Source organism: Streptomyces sp. NPDC048636, assembly GCF_040650655.1.
GTDB lineage: Bacteria > Actinomycetota > Actinomycetes > Streptomycetales > Streptomycetaceae > Streptomyces.
The window spans coordinates 17,872-42,111 of the sequence record NZ_JBEZHR010000014.1; the positions used below are offsets into that span (position 1 = coordinate 17,872).

The 24,240-nt window shown below is 70.2% G+C and carries 2 protein-coding genes; both read right to left on the reverse strand.

The window, feature by feature from the left end; all coding sequences use genetic code 11:
* Nucleotides 1-13: 13 nt before the first annotated feature.
* Entirely contained in the window at nt 14-12,085 is a 12,072-nt protein-coding gene (locus tag AB0C66_RS29060; protein WP_362444958.1) for an SDR family NAD(P)-dependent oxidoreductase, read from the reverse strand.
* 43 nt (nt 12,086-12,128) lie between these two features.
* The gene (locus tag AB0C66_RS29065) at nt 12,129-24,236 is read right to left on the reverse strand and encodes an SDR family NAD(P)-dependent oxidoreductase (RefSeq protein ID WP_362444961.1); all 12,108 of its coding nucleotides are present in this window, start codon (nt 24,234-24,236) and stop codon (nt 12,129-12,131) included.
* Nucleotides 24,237-24,240: the final 4 nt, after the last annotated feature.

Consider the following 24,240-nt stretch of genomic DNA (forward strand, 5'->3'; position numbering starts at 1 on the left):
TCCTCACTCACGGTCAAGAGGGCAATTCCCTGTCGATGAACTCGAACAACTCGTCGTCCGACGCGGACTCGAGAACACCGTCGTCCGCGGTGTGTTCGAGGGTGGTCTCGGCGGAGCCGTCGTTGAGCCGCCACAGCAGCGTCTCCAGGCGTTTGGCCAGCCTGCCGCGGCCTTCCTCGTCGGGGGCGAACGCCGCCATCGCCGCCTCCAGCCTCTCCAGCTCACCGAAGACGGGTGCCTGGGCCGCCTCCTGTGCGGGGCACAGTTGCTCGCGCAGTTCCGCGGCGATGGCCGACGGTGTCGGGTGCCGGAAGACAAAGGTGGCGGGCAGTCGCAGCCCGGTGTCCGCGGAGAGCCGGTTGCGCAGCTCCACCGCGGTCAGCGAGTCGAATCCCATGTCCTTGAACGGGGTGTCGCCGGACACCGCCCGCACATCGCTGTGGCCCAGGACCGCGGCCGCCTGACCGCGCACCAGCGTGAGCAGGACGTGGTGCTGCTCATCCGGCGGAAGCGGGGCGAGGCGACCGACCAGACCGGCGGCGGGCCGCCCGGTGGCGGCGGTGCGCCGGGTGGCCGCACCGTCGGCGGTCAGGGTGCGCAGCAGGGCGGGCAGGGTGTCGGCGGGCCGGGCGGCCAGGGCGCGTACGTCCAACTGGACGGCCGCGGGCTGGGGGGCTCCGTGCCAGCACGCGGCGTCCAGCAGCTCCAGCGCCTGTTCACTGGGCATCGCCGCGATCCCGGAGCGTGCCATCCGGGCGAGGTCGGCCTCGGCGAGGTGGCCGGTCATACCGCTTGCTTCGGCCCATAGGCCCCAGGCCACGGAGACTCCGGGCAGTCCTTGGGCCTGGCGGTGGGCGGCGAGGGCGTCGCAGAAGGCGTTGGCCGCCGCGTAGTTGGCCTGCCCAGGACTGCCCATCACCCCCGCAGCCGACGAGAACATCACAAACATCCCCAGCCGCAGACCGGCCGTCGCGGCATGCAGATGCGCGGCCGCAGCGGCCTTGGCCGCCCACACCCGCCCCAGCCGTTCCGGAGTCTGGGAGGTGACCACCGCGTCATCCAGAACACCCGCGGCATGAATCACCCCGGTCAGCGGATACGCCGGATCGACGCCCGCCACAAGAGCCTCGACCGCGGCGGCATCGGTGATATCGGCGGCGACAATCCGCACATCCGCACCGAGCTCCTCCAGCCGCGAGGCAAGCTCCTTCGCGCCGGGCGCATCGGAACCCCTCCGGCTCACCAGCACCAGATGGCCCATCTTCCAGACACGGACAAGGTGTTCCGCGACCAGCCCACCCAGCGTGCCCGTACCACCGGTGATCACGACCGTGCCGTCCGGGTCCACCGGAGCGGGTACGTCCAGCACCAGCTTGCCCGTGTGCTTCGCCTGACTGAGGCACCGCAGGGCGTCCCGCGCACGGCTCAACGGCCACGAACGCACCGGCAGCGGCTCCAGCACACCCGCCTCGAAGAGCTGGGTCAAATGGTGCCACATCCGGTGGATAAGGTCCGGGCCCGCGCCGGTGATCAGGTCGTAGACCTGATAGGACACCCCCGGGTGGGTGGCCGCGATCTGCTCCGGGTCGCGGATATCGGTCTTGCCCATCTCCAGCAGTCGGCCGCCCTCCGTGAGCAGCCGCAGCGACGCGTCGATGAACTCCCCGGCCAGGCTGTTGAGCACCACGTCCACACCACGGCCACCGGTGGCTTCGCGCAATATGTCCTCGAAGGCCAGGTCGCGGGAAGAGGCGCGGTGTGCGGCGTCGATGCCCATGGCCGCCAGCACCGGATGCTTACCGGGGCTGGCGGTGGCATAGACCTCGGCACCCAGATGACGGGCGATCCGTACGGCCGCCGTGCCCACACCGCCGGTTGCCGCGTGGATGAGCACCGATTCGTCCGTGCTCAACCCGCCCAGCTCCACCAGCCCGTACCAGGCGGTCAGATAGGCCACGGGGGCGGCGGCCGCCTGCTGGAAACTCCAGCCGGTCGGTATCGGCGCCACGAGCCGGGCGTCCGTGACCGCCAGCGGGCCGAACGACTGGTCGAGGATGCCCATGACCCGGTCGCCCACCGCGACATCGGTGACATCCCGTGCGACATCCACCACCACACCGGCGCCCTCGCCGCCGAGGCCGGTCTGACCGGGGACCATGCCCAGACTCACCAGCACATCACGGAAGTTGACACCGGCCGCGTGCACGGCGACGCGTACCTGCCCCGCCGCCAGGGCGTCCAGCACCTCCGGGCACGCCACGGGAGCCACGTTCTCCAGCGTCGCGGTGCCCGCGGTGTCCAGCCGCCAGGCCGCCGGCTGGTGTACCGGACCGACCAGCCCGGCACCTCCCTTATCGGCGCGGACGAGACGTGGCACCAGTACCCGTCCCGCGCGCAGCGCCAGTTGGGGCTCGTCAGCACGCAGGGCCTGTGCCACGGCGACGCGTACGGGGTCGGGGCTCGCACCCATGCCGTCGGTGCCATCGGTGCCGTGGTCGACGTCCAGGAGGATGAAGCGTCCAGGGTTCTCCGACTGCGCGCTGCGGACCAGGCCCCACACCGCGGCGGCAGCCACATCCGCATACTCCTGGCCGGAAGCGATGCCGTGGTGGCCGTCCGCCGGGACGGCGCCTCGTGTCAGCACCACAAGCCGGGCGTCGGCCAGCCGCGGTTCGGCGAGCCAGCCCTGGACCAGCTCCAACGTACGCTCCGTGAGCGCCAGCCCTTCGACCGCCGCCCGCTGGAAGTGGTCCCCACCGATCTCCGGCGCGATGTCGTCCAGGCGGCTGGACAGGACATCGGCGAGAACCACTGACGGGACGGGCGCGCCGCTGTCGAGTGCCGCGATCAGCGCTGCCAAGTCCGGATGGCCACCGGCGCCCAGTGCGGCCCAGTCGTCGCTGTCGGCCGCCTCCGTCTCCCCGGCCTCGGGGGCGAGCGGCAGGGCGGTCCAGTCAACGGTGAACAGACTGTCCGCACGGTCCGTGTTCGCCATCCGCAGCTGATCGACGCTCGCGGGCCGCATCGCCACCGAGTCGACCGTCAGCACCGGCGCGCCGACGGCATCGGCCACGGTCACCCGCAGTCCGCGCTCGCCTTCCGCGATCCCCGGATGGGGCGAGAGCCGGACCCGCGCGGTCGTCGCCTCGGCCGCCCACAGCGCCACACCGTTCCAGGCGAAGGGCAACCACACCTTGCCGTCGGTGGGCTCGGGATCGGTGTCGGTGGTCTCGAGCTGGTCGATGAGCAGGGCCGGGTGCAGGGCGGCGTCCAGCAGCGCGGGGTGGATGCCGAATCCGTTCCGGTCCGCCACGCTGTCGGGCAGTGCCACTTCGGCGAGTACGTCCTCGCCGTCCCGCCACACGGCGCGCAGCCCCTGGAACGAGGGCCCGTAGGCATATCCAGCGGCGGCCGCCCGCTCGTAGAAGCCCTCCATCTCCAGTGGGCGCGCACCCGCCGGTGGCCACGCTCCGTCCAAGCCCGGTGCTTCGTCCGCACCCTCCAGGGGCGGGGTCAGCACGCCCTCCGCATGGCAGACCCATCCGGAGTGCGAGCCGGTGGGGTCATCGAGGCGCGAGTAGATCCGTACGTCGCGCCGACCGTCATCCCCGCTCTCGCCCACGACCACCTGCACCCGCCGGGCACCCGACTCCGTGAGCACCAGCGGGACTTGGAGCATCAGCTCCTCCACACCACCGCAGCCGACCTCGTCCGCCGCGCGCAGCGACCACTCGGTCAGCGCCGCTCCCGGCACCAGCACCGTGCCCGCCACCATATGGTCGCCGAGCCAGCCGTGCCCGCGTGCGGAGATCCGGCCGGTCAGCACATGACCGCTGCCGTCGGCGAGCTCCACGGCGGCGCCCAGCAGCGGGTGTCCGGCGGGGGTCAGACCGAGGTCGGCCGGATCGCCCCCACGGCCGCCACGGCTGTCGAGCCAGTACCGCTCACGCTGGAACGCGTAGGTGGGCAAGGCCACCACGCGCGGGGGCGGAGAGGTGGGACAGAGGGGGGTCCAGTCGACGTCGATGCCCGCGGTGAACGCCTGGCCGAGTGACCGCACAAGCTGCTGTCGGCCACCGTGGTCACGGCGCAGCGTCGGCACCGTTACCGCCTCGACGCCCGCCCGCTCGAAGGTCTCCTGCATCCCGAGCGTCAGTACCGGATGGGTACTGGCCTCGATGAACACCCGATGACCGGCGGACAGCAGCGCTTCGATCGTGTCGGCGAACCGTACGCGCTCGCGCAGATTGGTCACCCAGTAGGCGGTGTCCAAGGTGGCGGTGTCGACCGGGCCGCCACTCACCGTGGAGTAGAACACGGCTGCCGAACCGGAGGTGCTGACGGGGCCGATACCGTCCAGGACAGCCATCAGCTCGTCGTGGATCTCGTCGACCTGAGGGCCGTGCGAGGCGTAGTCCACCTCGATCAGCCGGGCCCGTTCGCCGCTCTCCTCACATGCCGCCACGACGGTGGCCACCTGGTCGGGTGGGCCCGACACCACGGTCGACGCAGGCCCATTTACTGCGGCGATACCCACGCCGTCGGCCCGGTCGGCCAGTGTCGAGAGCAACTGTGCGGCCTGGTCCTGGCCCACGCCGAGGGATGCCATCGCACCACCACCGGCCAGTCGCCGCAGCGCCTTGCTGCGCCGGGCCACCACCTTCGCACCATCCTCCAACGACAGCGCACCCGCCACCACCGCCGCCGCGATCTCACCCTGACTATGACCCACCACCGCGGCAGGCCGCACACCATACCCAGCCCACACCGCCGCCAACGACACCATCACCGCCCACAACACCGGCTGCACCACATCCACACGACCCAGGTCGGCCGACCCGCCCGTGCCCCGCAGCACCTCCGACAACGACCAATCCACATACGGCGCCAACGCCCGCTCACACTCGGCCACCCGCTCCGCGAACACCGGCGAAGCATCCAGCAACCCCGCACCCATACCCACCCACTGCGAACCCTGACCCGGAAACACCAACACCGGACCGGTATCGCTCGTGGTCAAGGCCGTGCCGGACAACACCGCACCCGTGTCCGACTCACCGCTCGCCAGTGCCCGGACCGCGTTGACCAGCTCATCGCGGTCCTCGCCCATGACCACCGCGCGGTGCTCGAACACCGAACGCGTGGTGATCAGCGACCAACCGACCTCGGCGGGCGTGGCTCCGCCATCCTTCGCCAAGTGCGCCGCCAGGGTGGTGGCCTGTGCGTGCAGGGCCTGCGTGCTGCGTGCCGACAGTACCCAGGGGATAGCGCCGGCAGGCGGCTCGGCAGCAGGCTCCTGCGCCGATACTGCCTCTTCCGGGGCGTGTTCGAGGATGAGATGGGCGTTGGTGCCGGAGGCGCCGAAGGAGGACACACCCGCCCGGCGCGGACGATCCGCCTCCGGCCACGCGACGGACTCCGTCAGGAGCCGTACCGCTCCGCTCTCCCAGTCCACATGTGGTGTCGGCTCGTCGATGTGCAGCGAGGCGGGCAGCACACCATGCCGCATCGCCTCCACCATCTTGATCACACCCGCCACACCCGCAGCCGCCTGCGTATGACCAATATTCGACTTGATCGAACCCAACAACAGGGGCCGGTCCCCGGGCCGCTCCTGACCGTAGGTGGCCAGCAACGCCTGAGCCTCGATCGGGTCACCCAGCGTCGTGCCCGTGCCATGGGCCTCGACCGCGTCGATATCGGACGGAGACAACCGTGCACTCGCCAGCGCCTGCCGGATCACCCGCTGCTGCGACGGACCATTCGGCGCCGTCAGACCATTCGAGGCACCATCCTGATTCACCGCCGAACCACGTATCACCGCCAGCACCCGATGACCGCGGCGCCGAGCCTCCGACAACCGCTCCAGCAGGAGAACGCCCACGCCCTCGCCCCAGCCCGTACCGTCCGCCGCGGCCGCGAAGGGCTTGCAGCGGCCGTCGGGCGCCAGCCCGCGCTGCCGCGAGAACCCGGTGAAGACATCCGGAGTGGCCATCACCGTGACCCCACCGGCCAGCGCGAGCGTGCACTCGCCCCGACGCAGCGCCTGCGCCGCCAGATGCATCGCCACCAAGGAGGAGGAGCAGGCGGTGTCGACCGTCACCGCCGGACCTTCGAGACCCAGCGAGTAGGCCACCCGCCCCGACACCACACTCCCGGAACCGGCGAGCATCGCATAACCTTCGAGCTTCGCATCGTCTCCGCTGCTCAGCCCGGCCGCGTAGTCGTGATACATGACACCCGCGTAGACACCCGTGGGGCTGCCCTTCAAGGACAACGGATCGATTCCGGCCCGCTCCAGCACCTCCCACGACGCCTCCAGCAACAACCGCTGCTGCGGATCCGTCGCCAGCGCCTCCCGCGGATTGATCCCGAAGAACCCCGCATCGAACTCATCCGCGTCATGGACGAACGCACCTCGATCGGCGTAGCTCGTACCGGGGTGGTCCGGGTCCGGGTGAAAGAGACGGTCGAGGTCCCACCCCCGGCCGGTCGGAAACTCACCGATGACGTCCTTCCCGGCGGCGACCAGATCCCACAGCTCTTCCGGGGAGTTCGCATCGCCGGGGAAGCGGCAGGTCATTCCGATGATGGCCACCGGCTCATCGGAGTCGGACACAGCCAGGACGGGAGTGTTCGTCCCGGTGGTCTCGCCGGTCAGCCGGGTGCACAGATACTCGGCCAACACACGCGGCGTCGGATAGTCGAACACCATCGTCGCCGGAAGACGCAACCCCGTCGCCACCGAAAGCCGGTTACGCAACTCCACCGCCGTCAACGAGTCAAAACCCAACTCCTTGAACGCCGCCTCCGCCCGCACCTCACCCACAGAACCAAACCCCAACACCACCGCCACCGCACCACGCACCACCTCCAGCACCACACCCACCCGACCCACCGCATCCAACCCCGCCAAGCGGCCGACCAGACCCGACACCTCACCACCAACAGCCGCCAACCTCCGCCGCACACCACCACCCACCAACCCACGCAACACACCCGGCACCTCTCCACCCACCAACCCCGCCGCATCCATGTCAACGGCGACCACCAGAGACTGGGGAAGTCGGCAGGCGGCGTCCAGCAGCGCGAGTCCGCGTTCGGAAGAGAGTGGCCGCATACCGCGCAACCGGGTCAGCTCTGTGCGGCCCATGTGTCCGGTCATGGCGCTCGCCTGCTCCCACAGCCCCCAGGCCACGGACAGCCCCGGGAGTCCGCGGGACCGACGATGGGCGGCAAGGGCGTCGACGAACGCGTTGGCGGCGGCGTATCCGGCCTGGCCCGCGTTCCCCAGCACTCCGGCGGCCGAGGAGAACATGACGAACATGGCCAGTGGAAGATCAGCCGTCGCGGCATGCAGATGCGCGGCGGCCGTCGCCTTGGCCGACCACACCCGCGCCACCTGATCCGGCGTCTGCGAGGTGATCACCGCGTCATCCAGAACACCCGCCGCATGAATGACACCCGTCAGCGGATGCGCCGGATCGATCCCGGCCACCAGGTCCGCCACCGCGCCCACATCCGACACATCCACCGCGACGATACGCAGGCCCGCGCCCAACTCCTCCAGCCGAGCAGCCAACTCCCCCGCACCCGGAGCCTCCACACCACGACGGCTCACCAACACCAGATGCCGAACCCCCCACGCACGCACCAGATGCTCAGCCACCAGACCGCCGAGCAGGCCCGTACCACCGGTGATCAGTACCGTGCCGTCCGGATCGAGCGTCTCGGACGCGGTTGCCAACTCGGTACCTTCGGCGCCCCGAGCGCGCCTCAGCCGGGGTACGAGCACCTGCTCGCCCCGCAGAGCCATCTGTGACTCGTCCATCCGTATGCCGCGGGCCACGGCGGCAAGCACACCCTCGACGATGTCCGGAGCGGGGTCAGTCTCGATGTCAAGAAGCAGGAAACGGTCCGGGTGCTCTGCTTGGGCGCTCCGCAGCAATCCCCAGACCCCCGCCGCAGTCACCTCGAGCTCACCGCTACGGACATCGACCGCGCTCCGCGTCACCACCACCAGCCTGGCGTCGGCCAAACGCGGCTCCGCCAGCCAGCCCTGTACCCATTCCAGCACCCGCTCGACGGCGCCCAATCCATCAGCCGCCCCGGTGGCCAGGTCCGTTCCGCTCGGGTCGGCGGCGGGCGGCAGAAAGGTCATGGCCACCGCAGGCGCGACCGCGCCCTCGTCCATGGCGGCGATCAGCGCCTCCAGGTCCGGGTGGCGCAGCACGCTCCCGCCCTCGACGCCGGTGGCCTCGCCCAACACCGCGTACGCGCCCGCGTCCGGGGATACCGGGGCGGCGGTCCCGGTCGGGAGGGGAATCCACTCCACCGTGAGCAACCCGTCGATGTCCCGTCCGCTCACGGCACGCAACTGATCGGCGTCGGCCGGGCGCATCGTCAGAGAATCGACGGTCAGAACGGGCTCGCCCACGGCATCGGCCACGGTCACCCGTAGCCCGCGCTCCCCGTCGGTGTCATTCCCATGAGGCGAGATCCGGACCCGGATCGTGGTCGCTTCGGCCGCCCACAGGGAGACACTGTTCCAGGAGAACGGCAGCCACAGCTCCTTGTCACCATCCGGCGCACCGGCTGTGTCGGCCCGATCGGCAAGGAGCACGGGATGTAGGGCGGCGTCCAGCAGCGCCGGATGGATTCCGAACCCGTCGTGGTCTCCGGCGGCCTCGGGCAGGGAGAGTTCGGCGAGCACGTCCCCACCGTCCCGCCACACCGCGCGCAGGCCCTGGAACGACGGCCCGTAGGCGTATCCCGAGGCCACGGCATGCTCGTAGAAGCCCTCGACACTCACGGACTCCGCACCCGCGGGAGGCCATACCCCACCCAGGTCGTCCGGCTGCGTCCCCACGCCAGACGGACTCAGCACACCTTCCGCATGGCATGTCCAACCCGCGTCGACACCGGGTTGGGCGTCACGGTCGGGGCGGGCGTACACGCGCACATCGCGCCGCCCCGTGTCGTCGGCCTGGTCCACGACCACCTGGACACGGAGCCCGCCCGCCTCGGGGAGGACGAGGGGAACCTGGAGCGCCAGCTCCTCAACACCCGCGCACCCCACCTCATCGGCCGCACGCAGGGCCCACTCCACCAGGGCCGCGCCCGGTACCAGCACGGTGCCCGCCACTGCGTGCTCGCTCAGCCAGCCACTGCCGCCACCGGCCGCGATGCGGCCGGTGAGTACCCATCCGCCGTCGGCGAGCCCCACCGCGGCAGGCAACAGCGCATGCTCCACCCGCTGCAACCCCGCGGCGCCGACATCGCCCATTCCGTCCGTCGAGGTGGCCCAGTATCGCCGCCGTTGGAAGGCGTAGGTGGGGAGTTCGACGGTACGGGGTCGGGGCTCGGCCGGGAACAGCGGCGTCCAGTCCACCTCCACACCAGCGGTGAACGCCTCCGCCAGCGACTGCACCAACTGCCGCTGACCACCATGCTCACGACGCAACGTCGGCACCGTCACCGCCAGAACATCAACCGCCTCGAACGTCTCCTGCATCCCCACCGTCAACACCGGATGCGTACTGACCTCAACAAACACCCGATGACCATCGGCGAGCAACGCCTCAACCGTGTCCCCGAACCGCACCCGCTCCCGCAGATTGCACACCCAATACCCGGTATCCAGCGTCGTGGTATCAACACGGCCACCCGTCACCGTCGAATAAAACGCCACCTCCGACACCGCAACCGGCCGAACACCCTCCAGGACACTCATCAACTCATCATGAATCTCATCAACCTGAGGACCATGCGAGGCATAATCCACCTCGATCAACCGAGCCCGATCACCCCCCTCCTCACACACCGCAACCACCGCAGCCACCTGCTCCGGCGGACCCGACACCACCGTCGACCCCGGACCATTGACCGCAGCCACCCCCACACCAACAGCCCGGTCACCGAGTTCACCGAGCAGCTGGGCGAACCGGTCCTCCCCCACACCGAGTGAGGCCATCGCCCCGCCACCGGCCAGCTTCCGCAACGCCTTGCTCCGCAACGCCACAATCCGCGCGCCATCCTCCAACGACAACGCACCCGCCACCACCGCCGCCGCGATCTCACCCTGACTATGACCCACCACCGCAGCAGGCCGCACACCATAACCAGCCCACACCGCCGCCAACGACACCATCACCGCCCACAACACCGGCTGCACCACATCCACACGACTCAGATCCGCCGCGCCCTCAGCCCCCCGCAACACCTCCGTCAACGACCAATCCACAAACGGCGCCAACGCCCGCTCACACTCCGCCACCCGCCCCGCGAACACCGGCGAAACGTCGAGCAACCCGGCGCCCATACCCACCCACTGCGACCCCTGCCCCGGAAACACCAACACCGGACCGACACCACCCACCACACCAGCAGCGCCCGACGACACCACGCCCGGATGCGACTCACCCGCCGCAAGCGCCTCGACCGCACCCGCCAACTCCGCACGGTCCGCCCCCAACACCACCGCACGGTGCTCAAACACCGAACGCGCCGTCACCAACGACCAACCGAGACCTACGGGTGTGAGTTCGGCGTGCTCCGACACTCGACCCGCGAGCGCCGCCGCCTGGCCCCGCAACGCCTCCGCACTCCGCCCCGACACCACCCACGGGACCACCCCACCAACGCACTCCCCATCCCCCGGGAAAGAGTCCCCCGGGGCAGACTCCGCCACCTCCTCCGCCTCAGGAGCCTGCTCCACGATCACATGCGCATTGGTCCCACTGATACCGAAGGAGGACACACCCGCCCGACGCGGCCGATCGCCGCTCGGCCACGTGACCGCCTCGGTCAGCGGCCGTACTCCGCCGCCGTCCCACTCCACATGTGGGGTGACCTCATCGATATGCAAGGTGGCGGGCAGCAGCTCATGGCGCAGTGCCATCACCATCTTGATGACACCGGCCACACCCGCCGCACCCTGCGTATGGCCGATGTTCGACTTCAACGACCCCAGCCACAAAGGCCGGTCCTCCGCACGATCCCGGCCATAGGTGGCGATCAGCGCGTCGGCCTCGATCGGGTCGCCCAGCTTGGTCCCGGTGCCATGCGCCTCAACGGCGTCCACTTCCGACGGGGACAGCCGGGCGCTGGCGAGGGCCTGTCGGATCACCCGCTGCTGCGAGGGACCGTTGGGGGCGGTGAAACCATTGCTGGCGCCGTCCTGGTTGATGGCCGAGCCACGGATGACCGCCAGCACCTGGTGACCGTTGCGCCGCGCGTCGGACAGCCGCTCCAGGAGCACCAGGCCGACACCTTCTCCCCAGCCCGTACCGTCCGCGGTGGCCGCGAACGCCTTGCAGCGGCCGTCCGGAGAGAGTCCGCGCTGCCGGGAGAAGCCGGTGAAGACTTCGGGGGTGGTCATGACCGTCACCCCGCCGGCGAGTGCGAGGGAGCACTCGCCCTGGCGCAGCGCCTGACCGGCCAGATGCAGTGCCACCAGCGACGATGAGCATGCCGTCTCCACTGTGACGGCGGGCCCTTCCAGACCGAAGGTGTAGGACACCCTGCCGGACAGGAGGCTCGGAGCGTTGCCCGCGTAGCCCTCGCCGCCCTTCTGCGGGAGGTCGCCCGCCGAGGTGCCGCCTGTGGTGGCCGTCCCGGCGTAGACACCGGTCGGGGAGCCCTTGAGGGAGAGCGGGTCGATTCCCGCCCGTTCACATGCCTCCCACGCGGTTTCCAGCAGCAGTCGCTGCTGTGGGCTGGTGGCCAATGCTTCGCGCGGGCTGATGCCGAAGAACTGGGGGTCGAACTGGTCGGCGCCATCGAGGAATCCACCACGGCGGACGTAGGTGGTGCCGGGGTGATCCGGGTCCGGATGGTAGAGGCTGTCCAGGTCCCAGCCGCGATCGGTGGGGAAGTCGGCGATGGCGTCCACACCGTCGGTGACCAATCGCCACAGCGCCTCCGGGGTGTCCACTCCGCCCGGGAAGCGGCAAGCCATGCTCACGATGGCCACCGGCTCCTGGGCCCGCTCCTCCACCTCACGCAAACGCAGTCGCGTATCGTGCAGATCCGCGGAAACACGCTTGAGATACTCGACCAGCTTCTCTTCATTCACGTTCACCACGAGGGGTTCACCCGGCCTTCAGCGATCGTCGCGCCCGGCACATTCAGGACACGCCAAGTTCGTTGTCGATAAAGTCGAGGACCTGGGCCGCGGACGCGGACTCAAGCCTCTCTGCCGCGGTCTTCTCCGCGGCGGCGTCCGCCGACTTCCGTGTCGCCTTCCACTTCGCCAGCAGGCTTTCCAGGCGTGCCGTGACCGCCGTGGACGCGTCGTCCTCCACTTCGAGGCCGATCAGGGTGGCTTCCAGCCTGGCCAGTTCGTTGAGGACGGGGTCGACGCGGTCCGGGCCGGGCGCGGTGCCGTCCCCGGGGGCGATGCGTTCCAGCAGGTAGTCGGCGAGTACGCCTGCCTCCGGATAGTCGAAGACGAGTGCGGCGGGCAGCCGCAGTCCGGTGGCGGCGCCGAGCCGGTTGCGCAGTTCGACGGCGGTCAGGGAGTCGAAGCCGAGTTCCTTGAAGTTCGCGTCCGCCTGCACCGCTTCCGTACCGGCGTGTCCGAGTACGGCCGCCACATGGCCACGGACCAGTTGGAGCACGGCTCGATGGCGTTCGTCCGCGGACAGTCCAGCGAGTCGTGCGGACCAGTCGGCCGGTCGCACATCACCGGCAGCCGCCGTACGCCGTCCTGCCGCGCCAGCGGTGTTCATGGCCGCCAGGGCGCGGAGTGGGGCGGGCAGGGTGTCGGCGGGCTGTGTGGCCAGGGCCCGTACGTTCATATCCGCCGCGATCAGTTGGTGCCCGCCGTTTTCGGCGGCGGCGTCGAGCAGTCGCAGCGCGTACTCGCTGGACATCGGCGTGGCGCCCGAGCGCGCCATTCGGGCCAAGTCGGCTTCGGTGAGATTGCCTGTCATATCACTGGACTCGGCCCACAGGCCCCAGGCCACGGAGACTCCGGGCAGTCCTTGGGCCTGGCGGTGGGCGGCGAGGGCGTCGCAGAAGGCGTTGGCCGCCGCGTAGTTGGCCTGCCCAGGACTGCCCATCACCCCCGCAGCCGACGAGAACATCACAAACATCCCCAGCCGCAGACCCGCCGTCGCGGCATGCAGATGCGCGGCCGCAGCGGCCTTGGCCGCCCACACCCGCCCCAGCCGTTCCGGAGTCTGGGAGGTGACCACCGCGTCATCCAGAACACCCGCGGCATGAATCACCCCGGTCAGCGGATACGCCGGATCGACGCCCGCCACAAGAGCCTCGACCGCGGCGGCATCGGTGATATCGGCGGCGACAATCCGCACATCCGCACCGAGCTCCTCCAGCCGGGAGGCAAGCTCCTTCGCGCCGGGCGCATCGGAACCCCTCCGGCTCACCAGCACCAGATGGCCCATCTTCCAGACACGGACAAGATGTTCCGCGACCAGCCCACCCAGCGTGCCCGTACCACCGGTGATCACGACCGTGCCGTCCGGGTCCACCGGAGCGGGTACGTCCAGCACCAGCTTGCCCGTGTGCTTCGCCTGACTCAGATACCGCAACGCCTCCCGCGCACGGCTCAACGGCCACGAACGCACCGGCAGCGGCTCCAGCACACCCGCCTCGAACAGGCGGCGCAATTCCCGCAGCATCCGGCCGATGCGATCGGGCCCGGCATCAGTGATCAGGTCGTATACCCGATAGGCCACATCGGGGTGGGCGGCCGCGATCTGCTCCGGATCGCGGATATCGGTCTTGCCCATCTCCAGGAAACGACCGCCCTCGCCCAGCAGCCGCAGGGAGGCGTCGATGAACTCCCCCGCCAGACTGTTGAGCACCACATCCACACCGCGCCCGCCCGTGGCTTCGCCCAGTGCGTCCTCGAAGGCCACATCCCGCGAAGACGCACGATGAGCGGCATCAACACCCATGGACTCCAGCACCGCATGCTTACCGGGGCTCGCCGTGGCAAACACCTCCGCCCCCACATGACGGGCCACCTGCACCGCCGCCATCCCCACACCACCCGCCGCGGCATGAATCAGCACCGACTCACCCGCACCCAGCCCACCCAACTCCACCAGCCCGTACCACGCCGTCAGGAACACCACCGGCACCCCCGCCGCCTGCTGGAAACTCCAGCCGGCCGGAATCGGGGCCACCATCCGGGCGTCCGCCACCGCCCACGGGCCGAAGGCTCGGTCGAAGACGCCCATGACTCGGTCGCCCACCGCGATATCGGTGACATCCGGTCCAACGTCCACCACGACACCGGCGCCCTCGCCACCGAGGCCGGTCTGATCTGGCACCATGCCCAGACTGATCAGTGCGTCACGGAAGTTGACACCGGCGGCGTGTACGGCCATTCGCACCTGCCCGGCACCCAAGGGCTCCAGCACTTCGGGGCATGGCACCGGCCTGACGTTCTCCATGGTCGCCGGGCCCGTCAGCTCCAGCCGCCACGCCGGGTGTCCCACCGGGCCGGTCACCCCGCCGCTGCTCGCGCCAGTGGCGCGCACCAGCCGGGGCACCCACACCCGTCCGTCCCGCACCGCGACCTGGGGCTCGCCCCTCTCCACCGCGTACGCGACACCGTTTCGCACACTCTGTGCGGGTGGTTCGTGGTTGGTGTGCCTCGCATCGTCCGGGTCCAGGTCCACCAGGAGAAAGCGCCCCGGGTTCTCCGCCTGTGCGCTGCGCACCAGTCCGCAGACAGCGGCACCGGGGACATCCACCGTTCCGCCGTTCCCCGGTGCCTCCGCCTCGGTGACGGGGGCGGCGCCACGTGTCACGATCACCAAGCGGCAGTCCGCCAGCCGTGGTTCGGCCAGCCAGCCCCGTACCAGTTCCAGGGCTCGTTCCGTCAGGGCCAGGCCATCGGCGGGAGCGCCGGTGCCCGTCAGATGCGCGAGCGCCACCGACGGGGTCGGTGCGCCATCGTCGAGCCCGGCCGTCAACGCCTCGAGATGCGGATGGTGTACGGCGCCGGGGACGAGCGGTGCGCACGCGTCGGCGCCCAGCTCCACCCAGTCGCCGCCGTCCCCTGTCTCCGGCCCGTCTCCGACTGTGTCGGTCGCGCGCTCCGGCATCGGCATCGGGGTCCAGTCCAGGGTGAACAGCCCATCGAGGTCGCTGCCACCGGCCGCCCGCAACTGGTCGGCAGCTGCCGGTCGCATCGTCAGCGTGTCGACTGTCAGCACGGGGCCACCCTCGGCATCGGCCATGACCACCTTCAGATGCCGTTCGCCCTCGCCACCGCTCTCGTTCGGCGAGAGTCGGACGCGTACCGTCGTCGCGCCACCCGCCCACAACGTCACACCGTTCCAGGCGAACGGCAACCACACCTGGGCGTCATCCCGCTCCTCATCGGACCGGTCCAGGAGCAGCGCGGGATGAAGGGCGGCGTCCAGCAGCGCGGGGTGGATCCCGAATCCGTCCCGGTCCGCCACGGTGTCGGGCAGTGCCACCTCGGCGAGTACGTCCTCGCCGTCCCGCCACACGGCGCGCAGCCCCTGGAACGAGGGCCCGTACGCGTACCCCGCGGCCGCCACGCGCTCGTAGAACCCGTCCAGCCGTACGGGTTCGGCGCCCGAGGGCGGCCAGGCGCCCGGCGCTTCCGCGGTCTTCTCCGGGGAGCCGGGGCTCAGCACACCGTCGGCATGGCACACCCATCCGGCGTCCGCACCGGGTTCGACGTCCCGATCGGGGCGGGAGTACACCCTGACATCGCGCCGCCCGTCCTCAGTGGCGGCGCCCACGACCACCTGTACCCGTAGCCCGCCGGATGCGGGCAGGATCAGCGGGATCTGGAGCGCGAGCTCCTCCACACCACCGCAGCCCGCCTCGTCCGCGGCGCGCAGGGCCCACTCGACGAGCGCGGCGCCGGGCACCAGGACGGCGCCCGCCATCACATGTTCGGCCAGCCATCCGCCCGTACCAGTGGCCGAGACGCGGCCGGTGAGCACGAGTCCGCCGTCGGTGAGGCCGACCGCCGCGGGCAGCAGGGCGTGCTGCACACGCTGCAATCCGGCGGCGGCCACATCACCGAGCCCGCCGCTCGCGGGGAGCCAGTAGCGCTCCCGCTGGAAGGCGTAGGTGGGCAGCCCCACCGTCCGTGGCGCCGGATGGGCCGGGAACCAGGCCGCCCAGTCGACGTCGCCGCCGTGGGCGTGCAGCTGGGCGAGGGCGTGCCCGAACCCGTGGCTGTCGGAACGCTTACGGGTCAGCGTGGCCGCCACCAGCGGGCCGGGAGCCTCGTTAGCCGCCGATTCCCCGGCAGCGACCGGCGCTTCGCCCTCCGGTGTGTGCTGAAGGGTGTGCTGGGTCGCGGAGGCAAGGACAGGGTCAGGGCCGAGTTCGAGGAAGACACCCGCCTCGGGGGCGAGGTGTGTGATGGCGGGGTGGAACAGGACCGGCTGACGGATGTGCTGGGCCCAGTAGCCTGGTGTGGCGATGAGTTCGTCGGCGGGCGCGCCGGTGAGGTTGCTGAGTATCGGAATGGTGGGCGGATGGTAGGTCAGCCCCTCGATCGCCCGAGTGAAGGGCTCCAGGATGGGGTCCATGAGCGGTGAGTGGAAGGCGTGGCTCACCGTCAGGGCCTTGGTCTTTCGACCTCTCTCCGCCCATACCGCGCTGACGCGGTCGACGAGTTCGACGGGTCCGGAGATGACAGTGCTGCCAGGAGTGTTCAGCGCGGCGATACCGACTTGGCCGTCGCACTCCTCGAGGTCGGTGGCGAGCTCATCGGCGGTGGCCGCGATCGAGGACATTCCACCACCCGCCGGGAGCTGGCCCATCAACGTGGCGCGGCTGGCCACCAGTCGGCATGCGTCCTCCAGATCGAACACTCCGGCCACCTGGGCGGCGGCGATCTCCCCGATCGAGTGGCCGAGCACCACATCCGGGGCCTGCCCCAGGGAGGACAGCAGCCGGGCCAAAGCGATGTGCAACGCGAAGAGTCCGGCCTGCGCGTAGGTGGTGTGATCCAGCAGCTCGGGCTGATCGGCCACGCCGGTGAAGGCCGCCTCACGCAGTGGGTGTTCGAGATGTGGGTCGAGCAGGTCGCAGACCTCGTCGAACGCTGTGGCGAAAACCGGGAACCGGTCGTAGAGCTCGGCTCCCATTCCCAGGCGCTGACTGCCCTGGCCGCTGAACATCCAGACGGTCTTTCCCTCGGCGCCGGACCCGGTGCCGGTCCCGGTGCCGGTGCCGGGACGTACGACCGACGGATGTGGCTCGTCGGCGGCCAGGGCCTCCAGGGCCGCGACCATGTCGTCGCGGTCCTCGCCGACGATCACCGCCCGGTGCTCGAACAGCGAGCGGGTGGCGGCGAGCGACCAGCCGATGTCCACCGCTGACATATCGGGTTGCGTGGTGAGGTGGGCGGTGAGGGTGGTGGCCTGTGCGTGCAGGGCCTGCGTGCTGCGTGCCGACAGTACCCAAGGGATAGCGCCGGCAGGCGGCTCGGCAGCAGGCTCCTGCGCCGATACTGCGTCTTCCGGGGCGTGTTCGAGGATGAGATGGGCGTTGGTGCCGGAGGCGCCGAAGGAGGACACACCCGCCCGGCGCGGACGATCCGCCTCCGGCCATGCGACGGACTCCGTCAGGAGCCGCACCGCACCGCTCTCCCAGTCCACATGTGGTGTCGGCTCGTCGATGTGCAGAGAGGCGGGCAGCACACCATGCCGCATCGCCTCCACCATCTTGATCACACCCGCCACACCCGCAGCCGCCTGCGTATGACCAATATTCGACTTGATCGACCCCAACAACAGGGGCCGGTCCCCGGGCCGCTCCTGACCGTAGGTGGCCAGCAACGCCTGAGCCTCGATGGGGTCGCCCAGCGTCGTGCCCGTGCCATGGGCCTCGACCGCGTCGATATCGGACGGAGACAACCGGGCACTCGCCAGCGCCTGCCGGATCACCCGCTGCTGCGACGGACCATTCGGCGCCGTCAGACCATTGGACGCACCATCCTGATTCACCGCCGAACCACGTATCACCGCCAGCACCCGATGACCGCGGCGCCGAGCCTCCGACAACCGCTCCAGCAGGAGCAGTCCGACCCCTTCGCTCCAGCCGGTGCCATCGGCAGCGGCCGCGAAGGGCTTGCAGCGGCCGTCGGGCGCCAGCCCGCGCTGCCGCGAGAACCCGGTGAAGACATCCGGAGTGGCCATCACCGTGACCCCACCGGCCAGCGCGAGCGTGCACTCGCCCCGACGCAGCGCCTGCGCCGCCAGATGCATCGCCACCAACGACGACGAACACGCCGTGTCGACCGTCACCGCCGGCCCCTCAAGACCCAGCGAGTACGCCACCCGCCCCGACACCACACTGCCTGAGCTGGCGAGCATGGAGTAGCCCTCGAGCCGAGGGTCACCGCTCAGCCCGGCGGCGTAGTCGTGATACATGACACCCGCGTAGACACCCGTGGGACTGCCCTTCAAGGACAACGGATCGATTCCGGCCCGCTCCAGCACCTCCCACGACGCCTCCAGCAACAACCGCTGCTGCGGATCCGTCGCCAACGCCTCCCGCGGATTGATCCCGAAGAACCCCGCATCGAACTCACCCGCGTCATAGAGGAAGCCGCCCTTGCGGGTGTAGGACGTGCCGGGGTGGTCGGGGTCGGGGTGGAAGAGTCCGTCGAGGTCCCAGCCCCGGCCGGTGGGGAACTCCCCGATGCCTTCGCCGTTCGTGGCGAGCAGCTCCCACAGTCCCTCGGGGGAACTCACCCCACCCGGGAAGCGGCAGGTCATCGCGACGATCGCCACCGGTTCATCCGACTCCGCCGCCACCGCGACCGCCGCACTGGAACGGCTGGTCTCGCCGGTCAGCCGGGTGCACAGATACTCGGCCAACACACGCGGCGTCGGATAGTCGAACACCATCGTCGCCGGAAGACGCAACCCCGTCGCCACCGAAAGCCGGTTACGCAACTCCACCGCCGTCAACGAGTCGAAACCCAACTCCTTGAACGCCGCCTCCGCCCGCACCTCACCCGCCGAACCAAACCCCAACACCACCGCCACCGCACCACGCACCACCTCCAGCACCACACCCACCCGACCCACCGCATCCAACCCCGCCAAGCGGCCGACCAGACCCGACACCTCACCACCAACAGCCGCCAACCTCCGCCGCACACCACCACCCACCAACCCACGCAACACACCCGGCACCTCTCCACCCACCAACCCCGCCACGTTCAGCTCGGCGGCGAGGAGTTGAGGGCGGCCATGGGCACAGGCGGTGTCCAAGAGGTTCAGTGCCTTCGTACTGGTCATCGCCGTGATGCCGGAACGGGACATCCGCGCACGGTCCGTTTCACCGAGCTTCCCGGTCAGCTCGCTGGACTCGGCCCATAGGCCCCAGGCCACGGACACCCCCGGCAGGCCCTCGGCCTGACGGTGGGCGGCCAGGGCATCGCAGAAGGCGTTGGCCGCCGCGTAGTTGGACTGACCCGGGCTGCCGAGCACTGCCGCCGCGGACGAGAACATGACGAACATGGCCAGCGGAAGATCAGCCGTCGCGGCATGCAGATGCGCGGCGGCCGTCGCCTTCGCCGACCACACCCGCGCCACCTGATCCGGCGTCTGCGCGGTGATCACCGCATCATCCAGAACACCCGCCGCATGAATGACACCCGTCAGCGGATGCGCCGGATCGATCCCGGCCACCAGGTCCGCCACCGCGCCCACATCCGACACATCCACCGCGACGATACGCAGGCGCGCGCCCAACTCCTCCAGCCGAGCAGCCAACTCCCCCACACCCGGAGCCTCCACACCACGACGGCTCACCAACACCAGATGCCGAACCCCCCACGCACACACCAGATGCTCAGCCACCAGGGCACCAAGAGTCCCGGTGCCACCCGTGATCAACACCGTGCCATCCGGGTCGAGCCTCGTCGGCATATCGCGTGGCGCGTCGTCGGTCATGGCGGCACGGACGAGCCGCGGCACCAGCACTTCGCCATCCCTGACCGCGAGCTGTGTCTCGTCCCGCTCCACCGCCCGGGCGATGGCGCTCCGCGCGACCTCACCCGCCACATCCGCATCGGCCCCGGGGGCCAGGTCGAGCAGGACCAGACGTTGCGGGTGTTCGGCCTGTGCGCTGCGGACCAGACCCCATAGCGCGGCGGCCGCCACGTCGACCTCAACCGCCCGCTGGTCACCGGCCGCGACAGCGCCTCGTGTCACCAGCACCAGTCGGGCGTCGACGCAACGCGGTTCGGCCAACCAGCCCTGCACCAGCGCCAATGCCCGCTCCACCAGCGCCAGGCCCTCAGCTTCCGGCCCGGCGACACCGGGGGGCGTCAGTTCGGCGAAGACCACTGGGGGAACGGTCTCTTCGGCCTCTTCACCCTCGAGCGCCGCGAGGAACGTCTCCAGATCCGGATGCGGGCCATCAGCACCCAGCACGGCCCCATTGCTCACCGGCTCCCCGGACCCGGCCAGCTGCGGCAATGGCGTCCACTCCAGCGTGAAGAGGCCGTCTCCACCGCGCCTTCCGGCGGCCCGCAGCTGGCCGATCGAGGCCGGGCGCGTCACCAGCGAGTCGACTGTAAGGACAGGGTCGCCCAGGGCGTCGGCCACGACGATGCGCAGCCCTTGTTCGTCCTCCGCGCCTCGCCGTTGCGGGGACAGCCGCACCCTGGCGGTGGTCGCTCCGGCGGCCCACAGTGCTACACCGTGCCACGCGAACGGCAGCCATACCTGGTCGCCGTCCCGCTCCCGTTCCCCATCCCGCTCGGATCCGGTGAGGAGGAGACCGGGGTGCAGTGCGGCGTCGAGCAGAGCGGGGTGGATACCGAACCCGTTCCCGTCGCCCGCGTCCTCGGGCAGCGCCACTTCGGCCAGGACATCCGTACCATCCCGCCACACCGCGCGCAGCCCCTGGAACGACGGCCCGTACCCATATCCCGATGCCTCGGCGCGTTCGTAGAACCCCTCCAGGTCCACGGGGTGCGCTCCTGCCGGGGGCCAGACCCCGCCGAGCCCCTCCGGCGCGGATGCCGTGCCGTCCGAACTGGTGTCATCGGCGGGCGGGCTCAGCACACCGTCCGCATGGCACTCCCACGTCCCGTCAGTCTCGGGACGGGAGTAGACCTGCACCTCGCGCCGTCCGTCGTCGGCCGCCTCGCCCACGACCACCTGGACCCGCAGTCCGGCCGACTCGGGGAGCACCAGCGGCGCCTGGAGCGCCAGTTCCTCGATGCCACCGCAACCGACCTCGTCGGCCGCGCGGAGCACCCACTCCACCAGGGCGGCCCCTGGTGCCAGTACGGCGCCCGCCACCACATGTTCGCTGAGCCAGCCGTCCCCGCCACCGGCGGCGATTCGGCCGGTCAGCAGATGTGTGCTGCCATCGGCCAGTTCCACGGCGGCGCCCAGAAGGGGATGGTCGGCGGAGTCGAGGCCGAGGTCGCCGGGGTCACCGAACCCGCCCGAACCGGCCATCCAGAACCGCTGGTGCTGGAAGGCGTAGGTGGGGAGTTCGACGGTACGGGGTCGGGGCTCGGCCGGGAACAGCGGCGTCCAGTCCACCTCCACACCAGCGGTGAACGCCTCCGCCAGCGACTGCACCAACTGCCGCTGACCACCATGCTCACGGCGCAACGTCGGCACCGTCACCGCCAGAACATCAACCTCCTCGAACGTCTCCTGCATCCCCACCGTCAACACCGGATGCGTACTGACCTCAACAAACACCCGATGACCATCGGCAAGCAACGCCTCAACCGTGTCCCCGAACCGCACCCGCTCCCGCAGATTGCACACCCAATACCCGGTATCCAGCGTCGTGCTATCAACACGGCCACCCGTCACCGTCGAATAAAACGCCACCTCCGACACCGCAACCGGCCGCACACCCTCCAGGACACCCATCAACTCATCATGAATCTCATCAACCTGAGGACCATGCGAGGCATAATCCACCTCGATCAACCGAGCCCGATCACCCCCCTCCTCACACACCGCAACCACCGCAGCCACCTGCTCCGGCGGACCCGACACCACCGTCGACCCCGGACCATTGACCGCCGCCACCCCCACACCGGCAGCCGCCTCGCCCAGCCCGGAGAGCACCTCACCAGCGCGCTCCTGACCGACCCCCAACGAGGCCATCGCCCCGCCACCGGCCAGCTTCCGCAACGCCTTGCTCCGCAACGCCACAATCCGCGCGCCATCCTCCAACGACAACGCACCCGCCACCACCGCCGCCGCGATCTCACCCTGACTATGACCCACCACCGCAGCAGGCCGCACACCATAACCAGCCCACACCGCCGCCAACGACACCATCACCGCCCACAACACCGGCTGCACCACATCCACACGGCCCAGATCCGCCGCGCCCTCAGCCCCCCGCAACACCTCCGTCAACGACCAATCCACAAACGGCGCCAACGCCCGCTCACACTCCGCCACCCGCCCCGCGAACACCGGCGAAACGTCGAGCAACCCGGCACCCATACCCACCCACTGCGACCCCTGCCCCGGAAACACCAACACCGGACCGACACCACCCACCACACCAGCAGCGCCCGACGACACCACGCCCGGATGCGACTCACCCGCGGCAAGCGCCTCGACCGCACCCGCCAACTCCGCACGGCCCGCCCCCAACACCACCGCACGGTGCTCAAACACCGAACGCGCCGTCACCAACGACCAGCCCACCTCCACCGGCGTCGTCCCAAGATCACCGGACACTCGACCCACGAGCGCCGCCGCCTGGCCCCGCAACGCCTCCGGACTCCGCCCCGACACCACCCACGGGACCACCCCACCAACGCACTCCCCATCCCCCGGGGAAGCGTCCCCCGGGGCAGACTCCGCCACCTCCTCCGCCTCAGGAGCCTGCTCCACGATCACATGCGCGTTGGTCCCTGAAATCCCGAACGCCGACACTCCGGCCCGACGCGGACGTTCGTCACGCGGCCACGGCACTTCCTCGGTGAGCAGCCGTACCCCACCGCCGTTCCAGTCCGCGTGCGGTGTCGGCTCGTCGACATGGAGAGTGGCGGGCAACACCTCGTGGCGCAGGGCCATCACCATCTTGATGACACCGGCCACACCCGCCGCACCCTGCGTATGGCCGATGTTCGACTTCAACGACCCCAGCCACAACGGCCGGTCCTCCGCACGGTCCCGGCCATAGGTGGCCAGGAGCGCGTCGGCCTCGATCGGGTCGCCCAAGGTGGTGCCCGTGCCATGTGCCTCGACGGCGTCGACCTCGGCGGAGGACAGCTGGGCGTTGGCGAGGGCCTGTCGGATCACCCGCTGCTGCGAGGGGCCGTTGGGGGCGGTGAGTCCGTTGCTGGCGCCGTCCTGGTTGATGGCCGAGCCACGGATGACCGCCAGCACCTGGTGACCGTTGCGCCGCGCGTCGGACAGCCGCTCCAGAAGCAGCAGTCCGACACCTTCCGAGAAACCGGTGCCGTCCGCGGCGGCCGCGAAGGGTTTGCAGCGGCCGTCGGGTGCCAGTCCACGCTGGCGGGAGAACTCCACGAAGGTGTTGGGGGTGGTCATGACGGTCACACCACCGGCCATGGCGAGGGTGCATTCGCCCTGGCGCAGCGCCTGGCAGGCCAGGTGCATGGCCACGAGGGACGACGAGCACGCGGTGTCGACGGTGACCGCGGGCCCTTCCAGGCCGAGGGTGAAGGCCACGCGGCCGGAGACGACGCTGAGGGTGTTGCCGGTGAGCAGATAGCCTTCGGCGCTCTGCTCGATATGCGGGGTGCCGAAGCCGAGGATGCCGGCGCCCGCGTAGACGCCGGTCGGGGTGCCCTTCAGCGAACGGGGGTCGATTCCGGCGCGTTCGAGCAGTTCCCAGGAGATCTCGAGGAGTTGGCGCTGCTGTGGTTCGGCCGCGAGGGCCTCCCGGGGGCTGATGCCGAAGAAGGTGGCGTCGAAGCCGTCGGCGCGGTCGAGGAATCCGCCGTGCCGGACGTAGCTGGTACCGGGGTGGTCGGGGTCCGGGTGGTGGATGCCTTCCAGGTCCCAGCCACGGTCGGCGGGGAAGGGACCGATGGCGTCACCGCGCGAGGCGACCAGCCGCCACAGGTCCTCGGGCGAGGCGATCCCGCCCGGGAAGCGGCAGGCCATGCTGACGATGGCCACCGGCTCCTGGGCTCGCTCCTCCACCTCGCGCAACCGCTGACGTGTCTGCCCCAGGTCGGCGGTCACGCGCTTGAGGTACTGGCGGAGCTTCTCTTCCGTACCCGACATCAGT

What these genes read in the sequence shown, in the direction of transcription:
- AB0C66_RS29065 (WP_362444961.1), bottom strand. Translation starts at nt 24,236, where the DNA reads ATGTCGGGTACGGAAGAGAAGCTCCGCCAGTACCTCAAGCGCGTGACC.